This is a genomic window from Pseudomonas sp. NPDC086566 (assembly GCF_050280885.1).
Lineage (GTDB): Bacteria > Pseudomonadota > Gammaproteobacteria > Pseudomonadales > Pseudomonadaceae > Aquipseudomonas > Aquipseudomonas vlassakiae.
Window position 1 is genome coordinate 608,441 of record NZ_JBNNWD010000001.1, and the last position, 21,261, is coordinate 629,701.

General features: G+C 65.6%; 15 protein-coding genes. 2 read left to right on the forward strand and 13 right to left on the reverse strand.

The genetic code is table 11. The features are described 5' to 3' along the window. The first annotated feature begins 103 nt into the window (after positions 1–103). Complete coding sequence (locus ACQKPS_RS02945; RefSeq protein WP_427602626.1) at positions 104–1,069, forward strand: ABC transporter substrate-binding protein; 966 nt, start codon at positions 104–106, stop codon at positions 1,067–1,069. Positions 1,070–1,085: 16 nt separating this feature from the next. Beyond that, complete coding sequence (locus tag ACQKPS_RS02950; protein WP_254485498.1) at positions 1,086–2,042, forward strand: aliphatic sulfonate ABC transporter substrate-binding protein; 957 nt, start codon at positions 1,086–1,088, stop codon at positions 2,040–2,042. A 67-nt stretch (positions 2,043–2,109) separates the two neighbouring features. Here ACQKPS_RS02950 and ACQKPS_RS02955 read toward each other — a convergent pair whose 3' ends face one another. From ACQKPS_RS02955 to ACQKPS_RS03015, 13 genes are all read right to left on the reverse strand, one after another. After that, a complete protein-coding gene (locus ACQKPS_RS02955; RefSeq protein WP_254485497.1) occupies positions 2,110–2,619 on the reverse strand; it encodes a flavin reductase in 510 nt (169 codons plus the stop codon). Between the two features lie 83 nt (positions 2,620–2,702). Next, complete coding sequence (locus ACQKPS_RS02960) at positions 2,703–5,180, reverse strand: TonB-dependent receptor plug domain-containing protein (RefSeq protein WP_427602629.1); 2,478 nt, start codon at positions 5,178–5,180, stop codon at positions 2,703–2,705. A gap of 251 nt (positions 5,181–5,431) precedes the next feature. Further along, entirely contained in the window at positions 5,432–6,130 is a 699-nt protein-coding gene (locus tag ACQKPS_RS02965; protein WP_427602631.1) for an ABC transporter ATP-binding protein, read from the reverse strand. A 26-nt stretch (positions 6,131–6,156) separates the two neighbouring features. Then, a complete protein-coding gene (locus ACQKPS_RS02970; protein ID WP_313201103.1) occupies positions 6,157–6,912 on the reverse strand; it encodes an ABC transporter permease in 756 nt (251 codons plus the stop codon). A 9-nt stretch (positions 6,913–6,921) separates the two neighbouring features. Further along, complete coding sequence (locus ACQKPS_RS02975; protein WP_283724302.1) at positions 6,922–7,674, reverse strand: ABC transporter permease; 753 nt, start codon at positions 7,672–7,674, stop codon at positions 6,922–6,924. Between the two features lie 164 nt (positions 7,675–7,838). Beyond that, on the reverse strand, positions 7,839–10,286 hold the full coding sequence (locus ACQKPS_RS02980; RefSeq protein WP_427602632.1) for a TonB-dependent receptor plug domain-containing protein: 2,448 nt from the start codon (positions 10,284–10,286) through the stop codon (positions 7,839–7,841). Positions 10,287–10,346: 60 nt separating this feature from the next. Further along, positions 10,347–12,587 carry a TonB-dependent receptor gene (locus ACQKPS_RS02985; protein ID WP_283724304.1) on the reverse strand — a complete coding sequence of 747 codons (2,241 nt, stop codon included), beginning with the start codon at positions 12,585–12,587 and terminating at the stop codon, positions 10,347–10,349. A 219-nt stretch (positions 12,588–12,806) separates the two neighbouring features. Beyond that, positions 12,807–13,865: an ABC transporter substrate-binding protein gene (locus ACQKPS_RS02990; protein ID WP_427602633.1), complete on the reverse strand. Its 1,059-nt coding sequence runs from the start codon at positions 13,863–13,865 to the stop codon at positions 12,807–12,809. Then, a complete protein-coding gene (locus tag ACQKPS_RS02995; RefSeq protein WP_427602634.1) occupies positions 13,862–14,926 on the reverse strand; it encodes an ABC transporter substrate-binding protein in 1,065 nt (354 codons plus the stop codon). Before ACQKPS_RS02995 ends, ACQKPS_RS02990 begins: the two co-directional genes overlap by 4 nt. An 18-nt stretch (positions 14,927–14,944) precedes the next feature. Then, a complete protein-coding gene (locus ACQKPS_RS03000) occupies positions 14,945–16,096 on the reverse strand; it encodes an LLM class flavin-dependent oxidoreductase (protein ID WP_427602635.1) in 1,152 nt (383 codons plus the stop codon). 214 nt (positions 16,097–16,310) lie between these two features. Then, a complete protein-coding gene (locus tag ACQKPS_RS03005) occupies positions 16,311–18,161 on the reverse strand; it encodes an ABC transporter ATP-binding protein (RefSeq protein ID WP_427602636.1) in 1,851 nt (616 codons plus the stop codon). Next, positions 18,154–19,929, reverse strand: coding sequence for an ABC transporter ATP-binding protein (locus ACQKPS_RS03010; protein ID WP_254485486.1), 1,776 nt, complete (start codon positions 19,927–19,929; stop codon positions 18,154–18,156). Before ACQKPS_RS03010 ends, ACQKPS_RS03005 begins: the two co-directional genes overlap by 8 nt. 45 nt (positions 19,930–19,974) lie before the next feature. Next, positions 19,975–21,207, reverse strand: a complete 1,233-nt coding sequence (locus ACQKPS_RS03015) for an acyl-CoA dehydrogenase family protein (RefSeq protein ID WP_254485485.1) — start codon at positions 21,205–21,207, stop codon at positions 19,975–19,977. Between the last annotated feature and the right edge of the window lie 54 nt (positions 21,208–21,261).

A 21,261-nucleotide genomic window follows, 5' to 3' on the forward strand; every position in this document is an offset into this window, starting at 1 on the left:
ATATTAGGTTATTCCTAAAATCAATTTAGGTTATTTGATGGTTGTCGCTAGAGTCGCCTGACCGGGCAGCATGACGCCGCCCGCCCAGGCATCGAGGAGCGCCATGTCCATTCGAACCAAACTGTTGACCCTTGCTACGGCCTTGCTGCTGATGGGCCAGGCGAGCGCCACGGAGCGCCTGACCCTGCGCATCGGTGACCAGAAGGGCAACATGCGTGCCCAGCTGGAGGCGGCCGACGCCTTGCGCGATTTGCCCTACGACATCCATTGGGCTGAATTCCCGGCTGCCGCGCCGCTGGCCGAGGCGCTCAATGCCGGGGCGATCGATGCCGGCATCATTGGTGATGCGCCGCTGTTGTTCGTGCTGGCCTCAGGGGCGCCGGTCAAAGCCATCGCCGTGGACAAGTCAGACCCCTACGGTACGGCGTTGCTGGTCCGGCCTGATGCGCCGCTGCAAAGTGCAGCCGAACTCAAGGGCAAGCGCATTGCCACCGGCCGAGGTTCGATTGGTCATCACCTGGCGCTGAAGGCGCTGGACCAGGCCGGGCTTGCCGAGAAGGACGTGGAGTTCCGTTTTCTCGGGCCGGTGGATGCCAAGATTGCCCTGGCCAATGGCTCGGTGGACGCCTGGGCGACCTGGGAGCCTTACACCGCGTTGGCCGAGCTGAGCGGGCAGGGCCGGGTGCTGGTCAACGGCCGCGGCCTGTCCAGCGGCAACAGCTTCCTTGCAGCCACTGACAAGGCGCTGGGCGAGCCTGCGCGGCGGGCGGCGCTGCAAGACTACCTCAACCGCCTTGCCGAGGCGCAGGTGTGGGCCAACCAGCATCTGGACAGTTACTCGAAGACCTTGGCCGCCATCATCGGCTTCCCCGAGGACGCCGCCCGTCTGCAGTTCGAACGACGCCAGCTGCACTGGCAAGTGATCGACCCACAGACGGTGGCCACCCAGCAGGACACCGCCGATTTCTATCATGCCCACGGCCTGATGAACGAACGCCTCGACGTGGCACCGACCTTCGCCAGCGGTTTCACCGTTCCCGCTACCGCCAGGCTGGCCGCACAACCCTGACGCTGGAGATCCCCTGATGCAATTGAACACGTTACGCCGGCTTGCTCTCGCGCTGCTCGCCAGCGCCCTCCTGCCAAACCTGGCCAGCGCCGACCAGACCCTGCGCATCGGTTACCAGAAGTCTTCGACCCTGCTGACCCTGCTCAAGGCCCGCGGCAGTCTAGAGCAACGCCTGCAGGCCGAGGGTATCCGCGTCAGCTGGCATGAGTTCCCCAGCGGGCTGCCGCTGTTGGAAGCACTGAACCTGGGCAACGTCGACCTGTCGGCGGATGTCGCCGACACCGTGCCGGTGTTCACCCAGGCGGCAGGTGCCAGGCTGACCTACTTCGCCCGCGAGACCCCATCGCCAACCGCCCAGGCGATCCTGGTGCCGGCGGACTCGCCGCTCAAGACCCTGGCCGACCTCAAAGGCAAACGCGTGGCGGTGACCAAGGCGGCCGGCAGCCACTACCTGCTGATCCAGGCCTTGGCCAAGGCCGGGCTTACGTTCAAGGACATCACCCCGGCGTACCTGATTCCCGCCGACGGCAGAGCCGCATTCGAGAACCGCAAGGTCGATGCCTGGGTGACCTGGGACCCTTACGTGGCCAGCGCCCAGCGCCAGCAGAACGCGCGCATCCTGGCCGATGGCAGCGAGCTGGCCAGCTACCAGCGCTACTACCTGGCCGGCAGCGACTACGCCAAGGCCCACCCCGAGGTGCTGCAGCAGGTCTACCTGGCCTTGCGCGAGGCCGGGGCCTGGACCAAGGCCCACCCGGCGGAGGCTGCGCGTATCCTGGGCCCGTTGTGGGGTAACCTGGACAGCGCCACGGTGCAGCAGGCCAATGCCCGGCGCAGTTACGACGTGCAGCCGGTGAAGCCGGAGAACCTGGCCGAGCAGCAACGCATCGCCGATGCGTTCTATCGCGAGGGGCTGCTGCCCAAAGCGGTGGACGCCAGCGCGGTAAGCCTTTATCAACCGGCGCAAGACTAGCCATCGAAGGCATGGGCGGCCCGCTGACCGCTACAGCGATCAACAGGCCGCCCGGCACCCGGGCTGCTCAGGTGAAACGACCGTAGCGGCCTGAAGCGTACAGCAGCGGCAGTTCATCGCTGTGCCAGCATTCCAGCACCTCAGCGATGGCCACCAGATGAGTCCCTATGTGGTGGAGTTCACTGACACGGCAATCGAACCCGGCCACACTGGCCAGCAGTGCCGGGTTGCCGCTGGCCAGACGGCGCCAGGCATGGCGGGCAAAGCGTTGTTGTACAGGCAAGCCACCCGCGAAGTCGTTGGCCACGGACTCGGCATTTTCCTTCATTACATTGACGCACAAGCGCTTGTGCTCGATCAGGTGCGGGTAAATGCTGGCAGCCGAATTCACCGCGACGAGTACGGTGGGTGGGTCGAGTGTCACCGAGCTGAAGGCCGTGGCAGTCAGGCCATAGTCGCCGTCGCTGCCTGCACAGGTAATGATGTTTACCGATGCCGCGGTATTGCGCATGGCCTGCTTGAAGGCCTCGGCTGGGGCGATATCCACGGGAGGTTTTTCCAGAACAAGCACAGTCATAGGGGCCTCATTGCTTTCATCGGGGTTTGGGGGGCAGGCATCACCACGAGCGCGATAGCGCCGCAGGCAACCTGCGCCCAGGGTTAGAAGTCGTAGGCGATCTTGCCGTACCAGAATCCGCCGCCCGGGTGGAAAGGCGGGGATCCATAGTTGTACTTGTAGGCAGCCTGGGTGATGCCGTTGTTGTCGGGGCGCACGTTGAAGATGTTGGTGCCGCCGATGCTGAGGGTCAGACTGTCGAACAGCAGGTAGGACAGGTCGAGGTCGGTGATCCACTTGGCACCGAAGCTGCGGTCTTGTGCAGGGTTCTGCTGCCAGGTCTCGACCTTGCCGTAGCGGGTGGTCTGCAGGTTGGCGGCGAAGTTGCCAAGCGTCCAGTTGGCACCAAGGATCCACTTGCTGCGCGGGGTGGCCGCTACCAACAAACCTTCTGCGGCATGGCCCACGACGCTGACGCCGGCATTCTGCAGCGCGGCTGGCGTGCCGCGGCTACCTTCCACGGTGGTCTTGTTGTAGTTGAAGGCGGCACTCCAGCGGACATCGCCCCAGGCGCCGAACTGGCTGCTGTGGTCGGCTACCAGGTCGATGCCGCGCGTGCGGGTATCGAAGGCATTGGTGTAGTAGCTGACCCAGGTATTGCGTGCCACCCCGACGGATTCGAGGATGTCGCCAATGGCGCCGTTGCCATTGCTGCGGTCATACAGGTTTTCGCTGAGCAGGATGCGGTCGTCGATATCGATCACGTAGGCATCGGCGGTGAAGCTGGTCCGCGGCGCTGGCTGCCAGGTGATGCCAAGGCCTGCGTTACGTGACTTCTCCGGCTTCAGGTCGGCTGCCCCCAGCGCCTGGGCCACGGCGCTGTCCGGCGTAGCGGTATAGCGCAGTGCGGGCACGGCGTTGCCATTGGCATCAGCTGCCGTGCGGTTGTCGGTGACGGTATAGCCGAGCTGGGTCAGGGAAGGCGCCCGGAAGCCCGAGCCCAAGGTGCCTCGAACGGCAATCTGGTCTGTGAACGCGTAGCGGGAGTTGAGCTTGAAGCTGTAGGTATTTTCCTTGATGTCGTCATAGTGTTCGGCTCGCCCGGCGATGCCAACGTACCATTTCGGCGAGAGGTCAAAACCAAGGTCCAGATAGGCCGCGTAATTGTTGCGTTTCAGGTCCGCTTCGTCTTGCGGGCGGATCGCCAATACTCCTTGGGCGCCTGTTGACGGTTGTGCGCCGTTGGCGACATACAGCGGGCTGCCCACCGGGAAGGTATAAGGCCCGACGCTGTAGGCACGTGGGTCATTGCCGGCGAACGTCCGGAAGCGCTCCCAGCGGTGTTCAAGGCCTACGGACACCTGGGTTGGAACGGATGCACCGAAAAGCCCATCGAAGTGGCGGGTGATGTCGAGGTTGTTGACCCACTGCTCGAACTGCAATGTGGCCAGGTCATCCCACTTGGTCGGGGACTGCGGGCCGTAGGTCGGGTTGGCAGTCAGGTCGCTGGCGTGCTCGATCTTGTCACGGCCATAGGTGGTGGACAGGTCCCAATCCCAACTGGCCGCGCTGCCTTTACCCCCGAACAGGAACTGATAGTCGGTGTCCTTGAGGTTGTTCAAGGGGAAGTAGCCATCCGGAAACAGCGCCGGGATCGATGCCGCGCCATTGGCCGCACGCAGCTGATTGTTCGCTTCGGTCTTGCGCTCGCCATACGTGGCATAGGAATAAAGCTTGAGGTCGTCGGATAACGGCAACTCGGCATTGTAGGCCAGGTTGAACGCCTTCAGATCAGGGTCGCCATTCTTGGTGCTGACGTGATCCCAGGCGGCCTGGCGATCATCCTCGAAAAACGCGCGGACGCTGTCCGGTGACTTGCCGACCCACGTGGCGGTACCGCGTTTGCGGGCATCTGCAGACAGGTGCAGGAAGCCCCCGTCACCGAGCTCCAGGCCATGATCGGCAGCGGTCTTGATGGTTTCACCCTGGCCCGAGAACAACTGACCGTAGCTGGCTTCGGCATGACCGCCTGATGCACTGCGCTTGAGGATGATGTTTATCACTCCCGCTACTGCGTCCGAGCCGTATTGGGCTGCCGCGCTGTCCTTGAGCACCTCGATATGGTCGACGGCACTGATCGGGATCATGTCGATGTCGACAGCGTTGGCGCCACTGGTGTCGGTGCTGCCATTGGCGGGGGCAGCGCCGTTGTGACGGCGTTTGCCATTGACCAGCACCAGCGTGTAGGCCGGCCCGAGGCCGCGATTGCTGAGTGGCCGGACTTGGGAGTTGACCCCGGCGATATTGGTGCCGAAGTTGAACGATGGCAGCAGCTTGGAGATGGCCTCCGACAGTTCCGCCCGGCCGGTCTTCAGCAGTTGTTCGCTGTTGATGATGTCGATGGGTGTGGGGCTGTCGGCCACGGTACGTTGCTGTCCACGCAGGCCGGTGGAAATCACCGAGATGGTGTCGAGCCGAGTCTCTTGCTGCTCGGCTGCCTGCACGGGGAGTGTCGGCAGCACCAGGCAGGCGACGAGTGCGGTTAGCCCTGATCGCAGATCAAAGGGCGGATGTAGGTCCATGTTCGAACTTCCTTGTGTTGGCGAGCGGCAATCGGCAGCCGCGTAGTGTTCAGCCAGCACTGGCCCTTGTTTCGGGTACAGGACGCTTGTCCCGATCTCTGGGAGGGGGGACGGCCGTGTAAGACCGTATTCTTATATTTTTTCTCTGTAAAAGGCTTTTTGATTCTAAGCTAATTATGATGATTGCTGATATATGTGTAGCAGCAATATGCGCATAGATAATTTTAAAGTGCATGGGCCTTCATGGCGGCTCAATGCCCGACCAGCTCCGCCAGCAGCCGTTGCTTGTAACCGTGCAGCAGTGCGCTGAGGTAGAGCGCCTCTTCGATGTCGTGGGTCACCATGATCACGGTGCAGCCTTCCTGCAGCCAGATGCGTTGCAGTTCCTGTTGCAGCCGTACCCGGGTGAGCGCGTCGAGCGCGCCCAGCGGCTCGTCGAGCAGCAGCACCTTGGGCTTGTTCACCAAGGCCCGGGCAATGGCTGCACGTTGCGCCATGCCGCCGGAAAGCTGGTGCGGGTAGGCGCTTTCGAACCCGCCCAGTCCTACCAGCTCGATGTGTTCGGCCACCAGCCGGTCTTTCAGCGTGGTCGCCATGGCGTGATTCTTCAGGGCCAGGGCAACGTTCTGCTGCAGGGTCATCCAGGGAAACAGGCGATGGTCCTGGAACACGATGCCGCGCTCCAGGCCCGGCCCGCGCACGGGTCGCCCGTCCAGCAGAATCTGGCCTTGATAGTCTTGATCAAGGCCGACGACCAGCCGCAGCAGTGTCGATTTACCGCAACCACTGGCGCCGAGAATGCTGACGAATTCGCCGGGGCGAATGTCCAGGTCGATGTTTTCCAGAACCGATACCGGCTTGCCCTTGAGCGGGTACTGCTTGCTAAGGCCTTGGATGGTCAGCGCGCCGGTGGTGGCGCTGGGGTGGAACGGATGGGCGACTGCGTTCATGGTCAGGGCTCTTGAAGGTTCAGGCATCAGGGGGTCGGGCGCCAGCGCAGCAGGCGGCGGGCGAGGCGGCTGCAGAGCCAGGACATCAGGTAACCGCACAAGCCGATGCACAGCACGCAAACCACGATGATCTCCATGCGTGCGGCGGCCTCGGCATTCATCATCAAGCTGCCCAGGCCGGCGCCGGAGGACAGGAACAACTCGCTGCCCACCGAGGTCACCCAGGCGAATGCCAGGGCCTGCAGCACCCCAGTGGCGATGCCGGGCAGGGCTGCGGGCAGCAGAATCAGGCGCAGTTGCTGCCCAGGGCTGAGCATCAGCACGCGCGCGGCTTCGCGGTGCTGGCCCTCGACCTGGCGCAAGCTTTCGAAGGTGTTGAGCGCCACCGGGTACAGGGCGGCGAGGCTGACGATCAGCAGCTTGGCGCCCTCGCCATTGCCCAGCCACAGGGCGATGAGCGGGATCCAGCCCAGCATCGGCACTTGGCGCAAGGCGTGGAACAGCGGGGCGATCAGCCGGTTGGCGGGCGCCGAGAGCGCCATCAGCGTGCCCAGGGCGAGGCCGGCGACGATACCGATGGCCAGCCCGGTACAGGTGCGCAGCAGGCTGGCCCACAGGTTGACCAGCAGTTCGCCGCTGCCCAGCAGTTCGCTCAGTGCCGAACCGACCTGAGCCAGCGGCACGAACGCATAGGCACCTGCCGCGCCTTGGCGCGAGGCGTATTCCCAGGCACCAAGCAGCAACACGGGCAACACCAGACCCCGCAGATTGTTCAGGTTCATCAGCAATCCTCAGCGGCTCTGCCAGGTGGTGAAGCGCCTTTCGACGCGGCGCAGGCCATAGTCCAGGGTGAACCCGATCACCCCGGTGAGCACCACGCCGACCATCACCACGTCAATGCGCAACATCTGCCGGCCCATTTCGATCATCTGCCCCAGTCCGCTGTCGGCGGCCAGCAACTCGCACGCCACCAGCACTACCCAGGCGCGGGTCAGGGCCACACGGATACCGGTGACGATGGCCGGCAGCGCTGCCGGCAACGCGATGCGGCCCACCAGGGCCGGCCAGCTCAGGCGGTACACGGCGGCGACTTCGAAGTGGCTGCGCGGGATGGCACGCACGCCTTCGCAGGTGGCCAATGCCACTGGGAAGAACGCCGTCTTGGCGACGATCACCACTTTGAAGGTCTCGTCGACGCCGAACAGCAGCACGAACATCGGGATCAGCGCAATGCTTGGGATCTGCCGCAAGCAGTGGAACAAAGGCGCGCAGTAGGCTTCCACGGTCTTCGACAAGGCCAGTGCGGTGCCGAATGCCAGCCCGCCCAGCGTACCGAAGACGAAACCCAGGGCCAGTCGCGACAAGCTGCCGGCCAGGTGCTCTTGCAGCTCGCCACTGGCCAGCAGTTCATTGAAGCTTCGCCACACCTCTTGCGGGGGTACCAGCAGGTTGACGGGGAACAGGCCAGCGTTGGCCAGCATGCTCCAGAGGCCAAGCAGGGCCAGGGGCGATATCAGCCAGGTAAGGGGGGAGAGCAAGCGCATGGCAAACCTTGGAGGCAACGGACGATGTCAGGGGCTTTGCAAGAGCTGTGCCAAGCGCCCCGGCGCGTGAAAGTACGCCCATCGGGCCGCTTCCTGTTGCTGGCGCAGCAAGGGTGTGCTGCGCCAGCAACAGCCTTTCAGCAATACGCCGCCTGCGAGCAGGCTCAGAAATCGTAGCTCACGCTGGTGTAGTAGAACGCGCCCTGGGCGCCCTCGGGGCTTGTGATGGAGTACTTCGGCACGCCATACAACTGCGCGCCCTCAAGCTTGTCCGGATGGCTGTCGAACAGGTTGATCGCGCCGGCCGACAGGGTGAGCCCAAGGTCGAAGCGGTACGACACATCCAGGTCGGTCACCCACTGCGCGCCGAAGGTCTGGTCCAGCGCCGGGTTGGCGGCGTTGCGGTTTTGCCACTCGCCATAGCGCCGCTGCGCCACGGTCACGCTCCAGCCGTCATACAGCCAGTTGGCGCTCAGGGTCAGCTTGTCCTCTGGCGTGCCATCCTCGATCAGGCCCTGGGTGTTGCGCCCGATGATCTGGTTGCCGGGTATGCTGCCGACATCGTCCAGCCCGGTGATGCGCGTGTTGTTGTGTGCATAGCCGCCGTTGAAGTCCAGGCGCCCCCAGCGGGCCAGGTCGAGCTGGTAGTGGCCGGCCAGTTCGAAACCGTCGGTGCGGGTGTCGATGATGTTGGTGTAGAAGGCGGCACTCTGGATATTGGCGTAGGGGGTACCGGCGAAGATCGGCCTGACCACCGACGACGGCAACTGGTCGGACAGGGTGATGCGGTTGTCGATGTCGATGCGGTAGGCATCGAGGGTCAGCGAGGCATTGGGCAGCGGCTGCCAGACCAGGCCCACGGAGAAGTTCGTCGACTCTTCGGGCTTCAATGCCTTGCCACCGAGCAGCGCCGCCTCCGGGCTGTCGGCGCGCAGGGTGCGTTGCTGGACCTCGACCCAGTTGCCACTGCCCGGTGGCTGCTCCACCACCTGCACGCTGAACGACGACAGCCCGCTCTGTACCAGCGAGGGCGCGCGGTAGCCGGTGCTGGCACTGGCCCGGGCGGCGATCTGCGGGGTGAAGTCATAGCGCAGCGACAGCTTGCCATTGGTGGTGTCGCCGAAGTCGGAGTAGTGCTCGCTGCGCACCGCCACGCCAGCCTGGAATTGCTCGGTAAGCTGTGCTTCGACATCGAAGTAGGCGCCGATCACGCGGCGGTCGAGCGACACCGCATCGACCTGGGTAATGCCCGAGTAATAGCCTGGAATACGCCGGCCGGTGATCGGGTCGACAGTGTTGAACAGTGGCCCGTTGGACCAACCGGCGGCATCGCCTGCTGTGAGGTCGTAGTTTTCCTGGCGCCAGGCAAGCCCTGCCGAAACGGTCAGCGGTTTGAACAGCCAATCGTTTGCGAAGTCGCGGGTCCAGTCGAGGGTCAGGTTGGTCTGGTCGGCTTCGCGGCGGCCGGTGTAGATGGTCGAGGGGCTGGCGTTGCCCCAGCTGGGGTTGATGGCGTCGCGGTCGGTGGAGTCGACTCGGTTGTTGCCGTAGTTCAGCGCCAGGTCGAAGTGGCCCAGAGTGTCGTCGTCCAGGCGCAGACCGCCAGTGACAGCGTAGTCTTCCAGGCCATAGCGGGTGACCGGCAGGCGGCCGTCAGGGTAGCGCGCCAGGGCCACGCTACCGTAGTTGTTGCGCAGGGTCGTGGGCGGGTCGAAGAAGTTCTCGGCGTCGGTGTTCTTGTGCGCATAGGTGGCAAAGCCGTAGGCGCTCAGCCCCTCGCTCAGGCCCATCTCGGCATTGGCCGTGAAGTTGTACTGGTCGGAGACGTTGCCCGAGCCCCAGCGCCAGTTGCGGTAGCGGTTGTTCTGCTCGCGCGGGGTGTTGATGCTGGTGGAACCGGGGTAGAACAGGCGGTTGTCGTCGCGGGTGTCGCTGGCCGGGTCCTGGCTACCGGCGTCGAACGCCAGGGTCAGGAAGCCGTCGTTGGGCAGTGCGAAGCCTTTCCAGCCGCTGAGCTTGCGCTGCAGGCCGTCGCCCTTGTCGTAACCGCCGAAACGGTACCCGGCATTGCCGCCGTCATCGCGTTCCTTGAGGACGATGTTGATCACCCCGGCGATGGCGTCCGAGCCGTACTGGGCGGCGGCGCCATCGCGCAGGATCTCGACCCGTTCGATGGCTGCCAGCGGGATCAGGCTGAGGTCCACCGCTGCAGCACCGCGGGCGTTGATCAGGCCTTGGCGGGTGACGTTGGCGCTGGTGTGGCGGCGTTTGCCATTGACCAGCACCAGCACCTGGTCTGAGGCCAGGCCACGCAGCGAAGCACCCTGGGCAATGGAGCCGGCAAAGGCGCCCTGCGGTGATTGCGGGAAGCTGAACGAGGGCGAGAGTGCGGTGAGGGCGGCTGACAGGTCGCTGGCGCCGGTTTCCTGCAGCTTTTCGCCCGTGAAGACGTCCACGGGCGCGGCGCTTTGCAGGGCAGTGACATCACTACGATGGGTGCCGACCACGACCACGGTGTCGAGGTGGTCGTTGGCGTCGGCGGCAAAAGCGGGCACGGCAAGGCTGCCGATGGCCAGGGCGACGGCGCTGGCCAAGGGGGTGTGGTGGGGCATGCTGGTTTTCCTTGAGTAGGCATCGTTGCCCTGGGGCTGCGTGGCAGCCCCAAGGGCGCATCAGAAGCGGCTGGTGACGCTCAGGCCGACCGTGCGTGGGTCGCCGTAGGTGATCACGTATTGCCCGGCGCTGCCGTTGGGCCGGCCATGCACCTGGTAGCGGCGGTCGGTGAGGTTGTTGACGAAACCGGTCACGCTGAGTTTTTCATCCGGGCTGAACCAGGTCAGGCGGGTGTTGGCCAGGGTGTAGTGCGGTTGGCTGAGGGTCTTGTCGGCGCTGCTCTGGCGGTCGGCGAGGAAGTACTCCTTGTCGCGGAAGCTCACGTCACCCCCTGCCACCAGCTTGCCGCCCACGTCGAGCGGGATGGTGTAGTCGGCGCCCAGTGACACCACGTTGCGCGGCGAGCGCACGAAGCTGTTGCCGCTGTAGTCGCCGGTCACCGCGCCGGTGTTGGGGTTGGTGTTCTTGAAGTCGGTGTATTCGGTATCGAGGAACGATACCGCAGCCTGCAGGTGCAGGCGCTCGGTCGGCTGGCCTTCGATTTCCAGCTCGGCACCCTTGACCTTGCCCTTGGCGCCGTTGGTCAGTGCAGTGGTCAGCACACCGTTGTTGACCGTCAGCAGGTTCACCTGGATGTCGGAATAGTCGTAGTAGAAGAGGTTGGCGTTGACGGTCAGGCGGCGATCGAACCACTCCGACTTGAGGCCCAGTTCGTAGGCGTCGAGTTCTTCCGGGTCGACCGTGGTCAGTTGCGCCAGGCTGGTCGACAGGCCGGTGTTGAAGCCGCCGGAACGGAAGCCATGGGCGTAGCGGAAGAACACCCGCAGGTTGTCGTTGATGCGGTATTCGGGCGTCAGGTCGTAGGTCCAGGCTTCCCAGGTCTTGTCCTCCTGGCGGTTGCCGTTGGTGCCCACGCCTGCCAGCGGGATCAGCGGGCCGTTGGCAGTGGCGCGGGTCAACTGCGTCAGGTCCAGGTCGATGTCCTTTTTCTCCTGGGTCCAGCGCAGGCCGCCCGTGACGCTGAAGGCGTCGGTGAAGTCGTAGGTCAGGTTGCCGAACAGCGCATAGCTGTCGGTACGGTGGTCGTAGCCCAGGTCGCGAAACGCGGTGGTGCCGACCTGGTTGGAGCCGGTGCCATTGGGCGTCGGCCCCGGGGTAACGATCCGCTGCGCCGAGCTGTCGAGGTCTTCGTGGAAGTAGTGGGCGCCGGCCAGCCAGTGCAGCGGCCGGTCCTCGGGCGAGGCCAGGCGCAGCTCCTGCGACCACTGGCGGTAGCTGTTGTCGGTGATCGCCGCGCCATTGACCTCGTAAGGGGTGTAGTCGGCGTCGCTGGTGGAACGGTTGCGGATGTAGTCGTAGGCGCTGATCGACGTCAGCGTGTAGTCGCCCAGGTACCAGTTGAAGGTCAGCGACGCGCCGTCGTGGTCCAGGCGGTAGTCTTCGTTGACGTTGACCGAGATATCACGGCCATTGGGGCGTTGGTACCCGACATTGTAATAACGGCCCACTGGCAGCGAGCCGTTGCTGCCGTCGCCTTTGAACTGGCGGCTGTGCAGCTTCAACAGCGCGTCGAGGTCGGGGTTGAGCTGGGCCAGGAACTGCAGGCGGATGGCCTTCTTGTTCACGTCGCCGTAGGTGTGGCCGTCGAAGTCGTTGTTCTGGAAACCATCGCGCTCTTCGGAATACAGCGCCACCCGGCCGGCCAGCTTGTCATCGACCAGCGCGCCACCGACTGCGCCGGTGAGGATGCGCTCGTTCTTGCTGCCGAAGCCAACGGTGCCGTAACCGTCGGTGTCGAAAGTCGGCTTCTTCGAGATCACGTTGACCGCACCGGCGGTGGTGTTCTTGCCGTAAAGCGTGCCTTGTGGCCCGCGCAGGATTTCGATGCGCTCCAGGTCGAACAGCGGCCCGCCACCGGCAATCGGCGCGTTGAGGTAGACGTCGTCGGCGTAGATGCCCACCGGGTACACGGTCGCCGCACCGGTGTCGCCGGTGCCCAGGCCGCGGATGTACCAGCGCGGGCGGCCGTCGCCATCGGGGTTCTTGGCCGAGGCGTTGGGGACGAAGGTGGTGATGTCGCCCATCGCGCGTACACCGTCGGCGGCGAGGCTGGTGCCTTTGATGGCGGATACCGCGACCGGCACTTCCTGGAGGGTTTGCTCACGGTGCTGGGCAGTGACGGTAACGGTTTCCAGGGCCGTTTCGTTCTTGTTCTCTTCGCTGGCGGCGATGGCCTGGCCGGTGCCAGCCAGCAAAAGTGCGAGGCTGATCTGGCGGGCCAGTGGATGGCGTTGATGCATGGTGGTTCTCCCCGTATGTAAAGCGTTGTTGGGAAGAGCTAGAGCAGGGACTGTGCCATGTTTGTAAGGTACTGATATGTATGGATTAATCTGGTTTTTTCGGCGTCCGCTGCAGGCGGGGCAGCAGCGGGGTGCTTGGCGGCTGCTGCTGGGGCAGCAGGTGCTGGTCAGGCAGCAGCATCGACTGAAAGAAAACGGGGGCACGAAGCCCCCGGTGCGTCACACAGCCAACCGTGAAGTCGAGCCGATCACACTCTCCAGCACACTGAAGTCGATCCATTCGCGCACATCGAAGCGGCGCGGGATGAAGCCCCACCTGAACAGGAACTCGGTAAAGTCCTGCAGGGCCTCGATCGAGCGGCTGTCCAATGTGGTCCGCAGGCGGCGGTGGGCATCGTCGCCATACGCGGCAGCTACCCAGTATTCGCTGGTGTTCAGCTCCCGGGCGAGAAAACGCCGGGTGTCATCCGGGTTGGCCCAGGCCCACTGCTCGGTCCGTAGCACAGTGTCGACCAGGGTACGGCTGGCATCGAAATGCTCGGTCAGCAGGTGACTGTCCACGGTCAGGGTGCGCGGGGTACCGTTGTTGCTGCGGATCAGCGGGTCGGGGTGGCTGCCGGTGTCGACCACCACGCGCAGGCCGAACTCGTGGGCCAGGTGCACGGCGTGGGCACCCTTGAGGAAGATCGCGTCGATGTCGCCGCGCAACAGGCCGATCAGTTCGTTGTTGCGGCGGCTGAAGCGGCTGGTGCCCAGGCTCACTTCGGCACCATACAGATGCTGCTTTGCATCATCGCTGTAGGTACCACCGTAGGGGTAATCCACCAGTTCGACATCGGCCACCGCCAGCCCTTCGAGCTTGAGGGCGTTTTCCAGCCCACGCAGGGCCTGGGCGCGGGTGAAGTCGATCTGCACGTTGGCCCACTTGGGCAGGCCGAAGCGCCGGTTCCTCAGGTCGCGGATGCTGCGCACGCCGCTGTCTTCGGTGGTCAGGATCAGTTGCACCTCGTCGCTCCACGACAGCCCCAGCACGCGGGTGTCGACGCCGCTGGCATAGGCCCAGATCGCCGGGATGTTGCCGCCGTGGCGCACCGAGTTCTGCAGGTGGTGGTCATAGTGGGCTTCGCGTACCTCGCGTTCGCTGGACTCACGCAGCGACTGGATATTGGTGCCGAACGGCGCGAAGGCCTCGGCCAGCCGCCCGGACTGCACGGCGATGCCCAGGCCGGTCGGCACGGGACTGTGGGTGTACCAAAGGGTTTGCAAAGGCTTGCTCATGGCGTGACGGGCTTCCTGTCCAGGTTGATGGGGGCCAGCAGCTGGGCCAGCGGGCGCGGGTCGATCCAGTCGCGCACATCGAAACGCGCCGGGATGAAGCGCCAGCGTTTGAGGAATTCGACGAAGTCCTGCAAGGCCACGATGGCTTGCTCGTCCAGGCGGGTGCTCAGGCGCAGGTGGGCGTCGCTGCCGTAGGCGACGCTGACCCAGTATTCGCTGCTGTTGGTTTCCCGCGCCAGGTAGCGACGGGTGTCGTCCGGGTGTTGCTGGGCCCAGCGCTCGGCACGCAGTACCGAGGCGAGCAGGGTGGTGGCGACCTGCGGGTGCCGCTCGAGCAGGTGGCTGTCTACCGCGAGGGTGCGTGGCGTACCGTTGTTGCTGCGGATCAGCGGATCGGGATGGCTGCCGGTGTCGATCACCGTGCGCAGGGCAAAGGCATGGGCCAGTTGCACCGCGCTGGCGCCTTTCAGGAAGATCGCGTCCACCTCGCCGCGCAGCAGTCCGGCAAGCTCCAGGTTGCGGCCCTCGCTCTGGGTGCTGGAGACCGGTGTACCGGCGACGTTGCGCACCGGGCGGTCGCTGAAGGTGCCGTCGTAGCGGTAGTTGACCAGTTCGACATCACCGACCTGCAGCCCTTCGAGTTTCAGCGCATTCTCCAGGCCGCGCAGGGCCTGGGCACGGGTGAAGTCGATCTGCGCCGCGCCCCAGTCGGGCAAGCCGAAGCGTCGGCCCTTGAGGTCCTTGACCTGCTGTATGCCGCTGTCGGGGCGGGTGAGGATCAACTGAGCCTCATCGGCCCAGGACAGCCCGATCACCCGGGTTTCGCGGCCCTGGGCACGGGCCCAGATGGCCGGAATACTGCCGCCGTGGCGCACCGAGTTGCGCAGGCTATGGTCGAAATGCGATTCGCGCACCGCCTGCTGCTCGGCTTCGCGCAACGATTGCACCTGGGTGCCCAGGCGAGCAAGGTCATCCTGCAGCCAGCCTTGCTGGACGGCGATGCCCAGGCCGGTCGGCACCGGGCAGCGGGTATACCAGAGGGTTTCCAAGGGTTCGCTCATGTTGCTGCTCCTAGGTAATCAGGCGCTGGCCTTCAGGGGGGCGGATGCCGGGCCTTGCTGGACCAGAGGCAGCACTTCCTGGCCGATGCGCAGGGCTTCTTCCAGGTGCGGGTTGGCGGCGAGGATGAACGTGCTGAAGCCGGCCTCGCGGTACTCGGCGAGGCGTTCGGCGATGTGCTGGTGGCTGCCCACCAGGCCCACGGTCGGGCCGGGCTTGGCTTTGGCGAAACCGGCCCAGAGGTTACGCGCCAGGATCAGCTCGTCGAAGCCCTGCACGCCTTGGTGATAGGCCGCCTGACGGGCTGCGCCGACCGAGTCTGAGCCGGTCACGAAGCCCTTGGCCGAGGCGCTGGCCTTGCCTTCCAGGCGCTCGAACTGCTGGCGCAGTTCGCGCCAGGCCTGTTCCTCGGTTTCACGGGCGAACAGATCGACGCGCAGGCCGAAGCGCACCGTGCGACCTTGTTTGTCCGCCAGTTCGCGGACCCGCTCGATATGCGGCTTGAGCTTGTCGATCGGCTCGGCCCAGTTCAGGTAGACATCGGCATGGCGCGCGGCCACCTCCAGCGCGGCATCGGAAAAGCCGGAGAAGTACACGCCCGGCTTGCGTTCGTGTTGCAGCCCCGCTGGCAGGCTGCCGTTCTCAAGGCGATAGACCTGGCCTTCGTAAGAGAACCTGTCGTTCTGCCACAGGCCCTGGATCACATCGAGAAACTCGCCGGTGCGCTGGTAGCGCAAGTCGTGCTCGAGGAAATCGCCATTGGCGCGCTGGCTGGCCGGGTTGCCGCCGGTGATGATGTTCCAGTCCAGCCGGCCGCCACTGAGGTTTTGCAGGATGGCGGCCTGTTGCGCGGCGTAGGCGGGCAAGGTCCAGGTGGCCTGGAAGGCGATCAGGAAGCGGATGCGCCGGGTTTCACGGGCAAGCGCTGCGGCGGCGATCCAGGGCTCCGGCCCGGTCGGCAGCAGGGCGCCCTCGAAGCCGGCGAGCTCGGCGGCCTTGGCCACCTGGGCGATGTAGTCGATGTAGGTGAACCCGTCGCGTGAACCATCAGGCAGACGCCCGGGGGCGATGTGGCCTGGGCGGTGCTGCGGGTTGCCACGGTTGTGGCTGTCAGTGGAAAGCTGCGGGCCGTCGGTGCCCAGCGGCAGGCGCCAGAAGAATTCGGTGGTCATGGGGGCTCCTGAAGGGGGAGGGTGTGGAATGACGAGGGTGGTGCAACCGCTGTGCCATGCGGCGCCGGGGCCTGTGGCGCGGGGGGTTGCGTTGCCAGAGCCGTTCGAGGTGCTGCTGTGGCAGCAGTCGGGAAGCAGCGGATGCTGTGAGAGCAGCATGGACGTGCCGGCCACTCCCCGAGCGTACCCGGGTAGTGGCCGGCGCACTCAGGAGTCAGGCCGGCACGAGCGCCGGCAGGGCCTCGCCGGCACTGCGCAGGTAAGCCTCGTGCAGTGCCGCGTAAGCCCCGTTCCTGGCGATCAGCTCGGCATGCGCGCCTTGCTCGACAACGCGCCCGTGGCTGATCACGGCAATCCGGTCGGCGTCACGAATGGTCGCCAGGCGGTGGGCGATGATGATTGCCGTGCGCCCCTGGCACAACCGGCGCAGGGCTTGCTGGATACGCCGCTCGGTGTGCACGTCCACCGCCGAGGTGGCTTCGTCCAGCACCAGTACCGCGGGGTCGGCCAGGTAGGCGCGTACCAGGCACACCAGTTGCCGCTGGCCGTGGCTCAGATGCCCGCCGAGCGGGCCGACTTCGCTGTGGTAGCCCTGCGGCAGGCGTTCGAGCACCTGGTCGGCGCCCAGCTCGCGCGCCGCCGCCACCAGTCGGGCGTCGTCGGCACCCGGCGCGGCCAGGCGCAGGTTGTCGAGGATACTGCCGCTGAACAGTACGTTGTCCTGCAGCACCACGCCGACGTTGCGCCGCAGGTCGCGCTGGGCCAGCCCGCGCACGTCGACGCCGTCCAGTTTCACTGCGCCATGCTGTACCTCGTAGAAGCGCGTCAGTAGCTGGACCAGGGTGCTTTTGCCATGCCCGGAGGGGCCGACCAGGGCCAGTACCTCGCCGGCCCGGATGTGCAGGTCCAGCTGGTCGATCACCGGCCGGGTACCATTGGCGGCATACGCGAAGCCGACCTGCTCGAAGTCCACCTGGCCGTGCGCTCTGGCCAGCGGGTGTGGCGCCGGTGGGTCGAGCACCTGCGGGCGGGTGTCGAGCAGCAGGAAGATCCGCTGCGCCGAGGCGCTGCCGGTGGCGTAGCGCTCGAACAGGTCCGACAGCTCCTGCAAAGGCCCGAGAAACAGGAACACATAGAACAGGCTCTCGGCCACCTGGCCGACGCTGACCTTGCCTTCGGCCAGGCCATAGCCACCTACCAGCAACAGCACCGCCATGCCCGCCGTGCTGAGCAGCGCGGTGAACGGCGCGAACCATCCGGCACGCAGGCTGCCGCGGATCAATGCCTGGTTGAAGTCCTCCAGCAGGCCCTGGTAGCGCACCTGGTTGGCCTGCTCCTGGCCGCACTGCTGGATCAGCCGCACACCACTGACGCTCTCCACCAGGTGTGCGGTGAAGCGGCTGCGCTGTTCGGCAACCTTGGCCCAGTTGCGCTGGGACACCCGCTTGAAGCGCCAGGTGGCGATGGCCAGCAGTGGCACCGTGGCGGCCAGGCTGAAGAAGAAGGCGGGTTCGATTCGCCACAGCATCACTGCTGCCAGGCCACAGCGCAGCAGGGCACCGAGCAGCTCCGGCGGGCCCTGCACGAGCAAGGGCTCGAGTGCATCCACATCTCGGTCGGCGCGCGAGATGATGCGCCCGGCGCGGGTCTGGTCGAAGTAGCTCACCGACAGTGCCTGGACGTGGGCGAACACCTTGATTCGCAGGTCGTTGAGCACGCGAATGGCTGCGCGCCCGGCAATCCACTGTGACACCCCGGCGAGCAGAAAGCGCCCGAGCCAGCTGGCCGCCAGGCCCAGGCTCAGCCACAGCACCAGGCGTTCGTCCAGCAGCCAGCGCCCGCCATCGGCCAGCAGGCCGTTATCGAGCAACTCGCGGACGAACCAGGGCCGCAGGAACACGGTGAACACCAGCAGCAGCTCGATACCGATGACGGCGAGGATCTGCCGACGAATCGGCTGCAACAGCGGCAGCAAGCGCTGCAACATGCTGCGGTCCAGTGCCTGGCGGGCCAGGTGCTGCTCGATCTCGATATCGCTGGGCGTCTTGTTGCGCGCATCAGTCATGGTCGATCCCCAGCAGGTCACGGTAGTGTGGGTTGTTGGCACTCAGCTCGGCATGGCTGCCGCTGGCGCTGATGCGGCCGTTCTCCAGCATCAGCACGCGGTCGGCCAGCAGCAGCGTCGACAGGCGGCTGCTGATCAGCAGCAGGGTCGGGCCGTGGCCGGCATCGCCACGCAGACGCCGGATATTGTCCAGCACCCGGCGTTCGCTCAACGCGTCCAGGGCGCTGGTGGCGTCGTCCAGGCAAAGGATGTCCGGCGCCGCCAGCAGCGCGCGGGCCAGGCACAGGCGCTGGCGCTGGCCGCCGGAGAGGGTTACGCCGCGATCGCCCAACGGCGTATCCAGGCCATGTGGCAGGCGTTCGAGCACGTCTTCGGCAGCGGCAAGGCGCAGGCCCTCATGCAATTGCGCCGTGCTCGCCTGCGGCGCCGCCAGGCGCAGGTTACTGGCCAGGCTGTCGGAGAACAGAAAGGTTTCCTGAGCCAGCACCTGCACCCTGCGGCGCAGTTCGGCAAGGTCCAGGCCGCGCACATCGTGCCAACCGGTTGCGTCGCTGCCGACCAGCACAGCGCCGTGCTGCACATCGGCCAGGCGCGGCAGCAAGCTGGCGAGCAGGCTCTTGCCGGTGCCGGTAGCGCCGACCAGGGCGACCACTTCGCCGGGCTGTACGGTCAGCGAGCAGTCGTGCAGCACGTCGCGACCGCCTGCCACCGCACCGACCCGCACCTGTTGCAGCTTCAGCCCCAACGGCCCTGTCGGCAGCGGGGCAGGGCCAGCGACGATTGCCGGGCGTTCGTCGAGCAGTTGCCAGATGCGCTCGGCGCTGGCGCGGGCGTCGGCGAAGGTCTGCATGACCCGGCCTATGCCCTCGATCCGAAACACCAGGGTGGTGGCCACCAGCAACGAGGTGACCAGCTCACCGATGCCCAGCGCGCCGGCTGCCACCCGATGGGCCCCGTACAGCAGAATCCACACGTGCCCGAGTGCGACCACCGCCTGGGGCAGCGGAATGCGCGAGCTGGCGTAGCCCAGTGCGGCGCGGGCATGCCCGGTGAACACGCCAACCTGGCGGGCGAAGCGTTCGATGCGCTGCTGTTCCAGGCCGAACGCCTTGATCACCCGCACCCCGCCGATGCCTTCGGCCAGGTCCTGGCTGACCTGGTCGTAGGCCGCACCGACCGCACGGTCGAGGCTGACCAGGCGATCAGTCTGGACCACGAACAGCCACAGGCCGGCAGCGGTCAGCAACAGCGGTACCAACCCCAGCAGCAGGTCGTACCAGCACAGCAGGCCGACGGCGGCCATTACTACCAGCGGGGTTTCGATGATCTGCCGCCAGAAGGTGATGAGTGCGTCACGTACCTTGTCGGCATCACGGGTGGTGCGGGTCACCAGCTCACCCATGCCGTGGCGCCAGTGGTAGCCCAGATGCAGGCGCTGTACCTGGGTCAGGATACGGGCGCGCAGGCGCGTGAGCAGGGCCTGGCTAAGCACCAGTGACAGCACCGCCGCCGCGTATTGCAGCAGGCCGCGGCCCAGGGCGATGGCCAGCAGCAGCCATAGCCAATGCCAGGCCAGGGTGGCATCCAGGGTGCCGTCAGCCATCGGTATCACGGCACGGCCGCTGCTGACATCGTTGACCGCATGGCCGATCAGCCATTGCTGCCAGACCAGGCCCAGGTTGCCAGCGATGTACAAAGCGGTGACGAGCGCGAAGCGCCAGGGCATTTCACGGTAGATGGCCAAGGCGCGCAGGAGGGGGTGGTTCATGGAGAGACTCGGTACCGGGGCCGCACGGCGGCCCTTGCATTGGGGTTAGCGGCGCGTTGCGCCTTGGGCTTCCTTGGCGTTGAGCACGGCGGTGTACTCGCCTGGGTCGGCACCGTTGAGGTAGTAGTTGCCGACGTTGTGCAGGCGCCAGCGGATCGGGTCGTGGGTGGTGTGTACACGGGCGTTGCGCCAGAAGCGGTCCAGGTTCCATTTGCTCAACGAGGCGCTGGCCCCGAGCAACGAGAACAGGTCGCTGGAAATCTTCAGCGACGCGGCGTCGGAATGCGCACGGGCGGTGGCCACGGACAGGATCAGCTCGTCCTGCAGGGCCTTGTTCTCCGGGTCGCGCTCATGGGCGTCGAACACGCGGGCGGCATCGCGCAGCAGCGATTCGGCGCCGCGCAGGGCCACGGCGTACTCGCCGATCTGGCGAATCACATGGGGTTCGTCGCTGGCCCGCTCGACGCCGCTTTCGACCCAGGCACGGGCGTGTTCGCGCAGGTAGTCGATGCCGGCCTGCAACGCGCCGGCGGCGATGCCGGTATCGATGGCGGCGTGGAGGATTTGCGGGAAGGTCAGCCCGGTGCGTTTCATTGGGCCGCTGCGGCGCGACAGGTAGCGTTCATCGAGGACGATGTCGTCGAAATTGACCGTGCCGCTTACCGAGTTCTGCTGGCCGAAGGCTGCCCAGTCGTCGACCAGCGTAAGCCCGGGTGTGTCGCGGTGCAGCAACACGCCGACGCCACCGTCTTCACTGGCAGCGGTCAGCGAGATCCAGTCGGCCAGGTATGCACCAGTGGAGTAGAACTTGCTGCCATTGAGCACCAGCTTACCGTCGGCACGGCGCTCGACGCGGGTCTTGAGGGCGAACTTGTTCTTGCCACCGACCTCGGCCAGGGCATTGCCCAGGCGTTTGCCGGCGAGCACGTCGGCAATCAGGCGGTCGCGAACGTCATCGGCATAACCGGTGAAGATGCCGCGCAGCATCACGTTGTGGATCTGCAGCAACTGGCCGACGCCGCCATCGGCGGTGGAAATCAGCCGCACGGTTTCGACGATGGTCTGCACCGAGGCGCCGAGGCCGCCGAACGCGGCCGGCACACCGATGGCGGTGAGGCCGCTGCTCGACAGCAAGTCGGCCTGGCGGCGAGGCAGTTGGCCGTTGTTGGCGGGGTCGGCGGCGATCAGGGCGATTTGCGCGGCGACCTCGCGGGCGGCGGCGATGGCATCGGCTTCGCTGTTCAGGCGCTGGGTGGGATTGGGTTCGATGGCGCTCATGGGGGGTCTCGAAGGTTGTCTGGAAAGGCCAGGGCGTTTGCCTGTGAGCCTTGA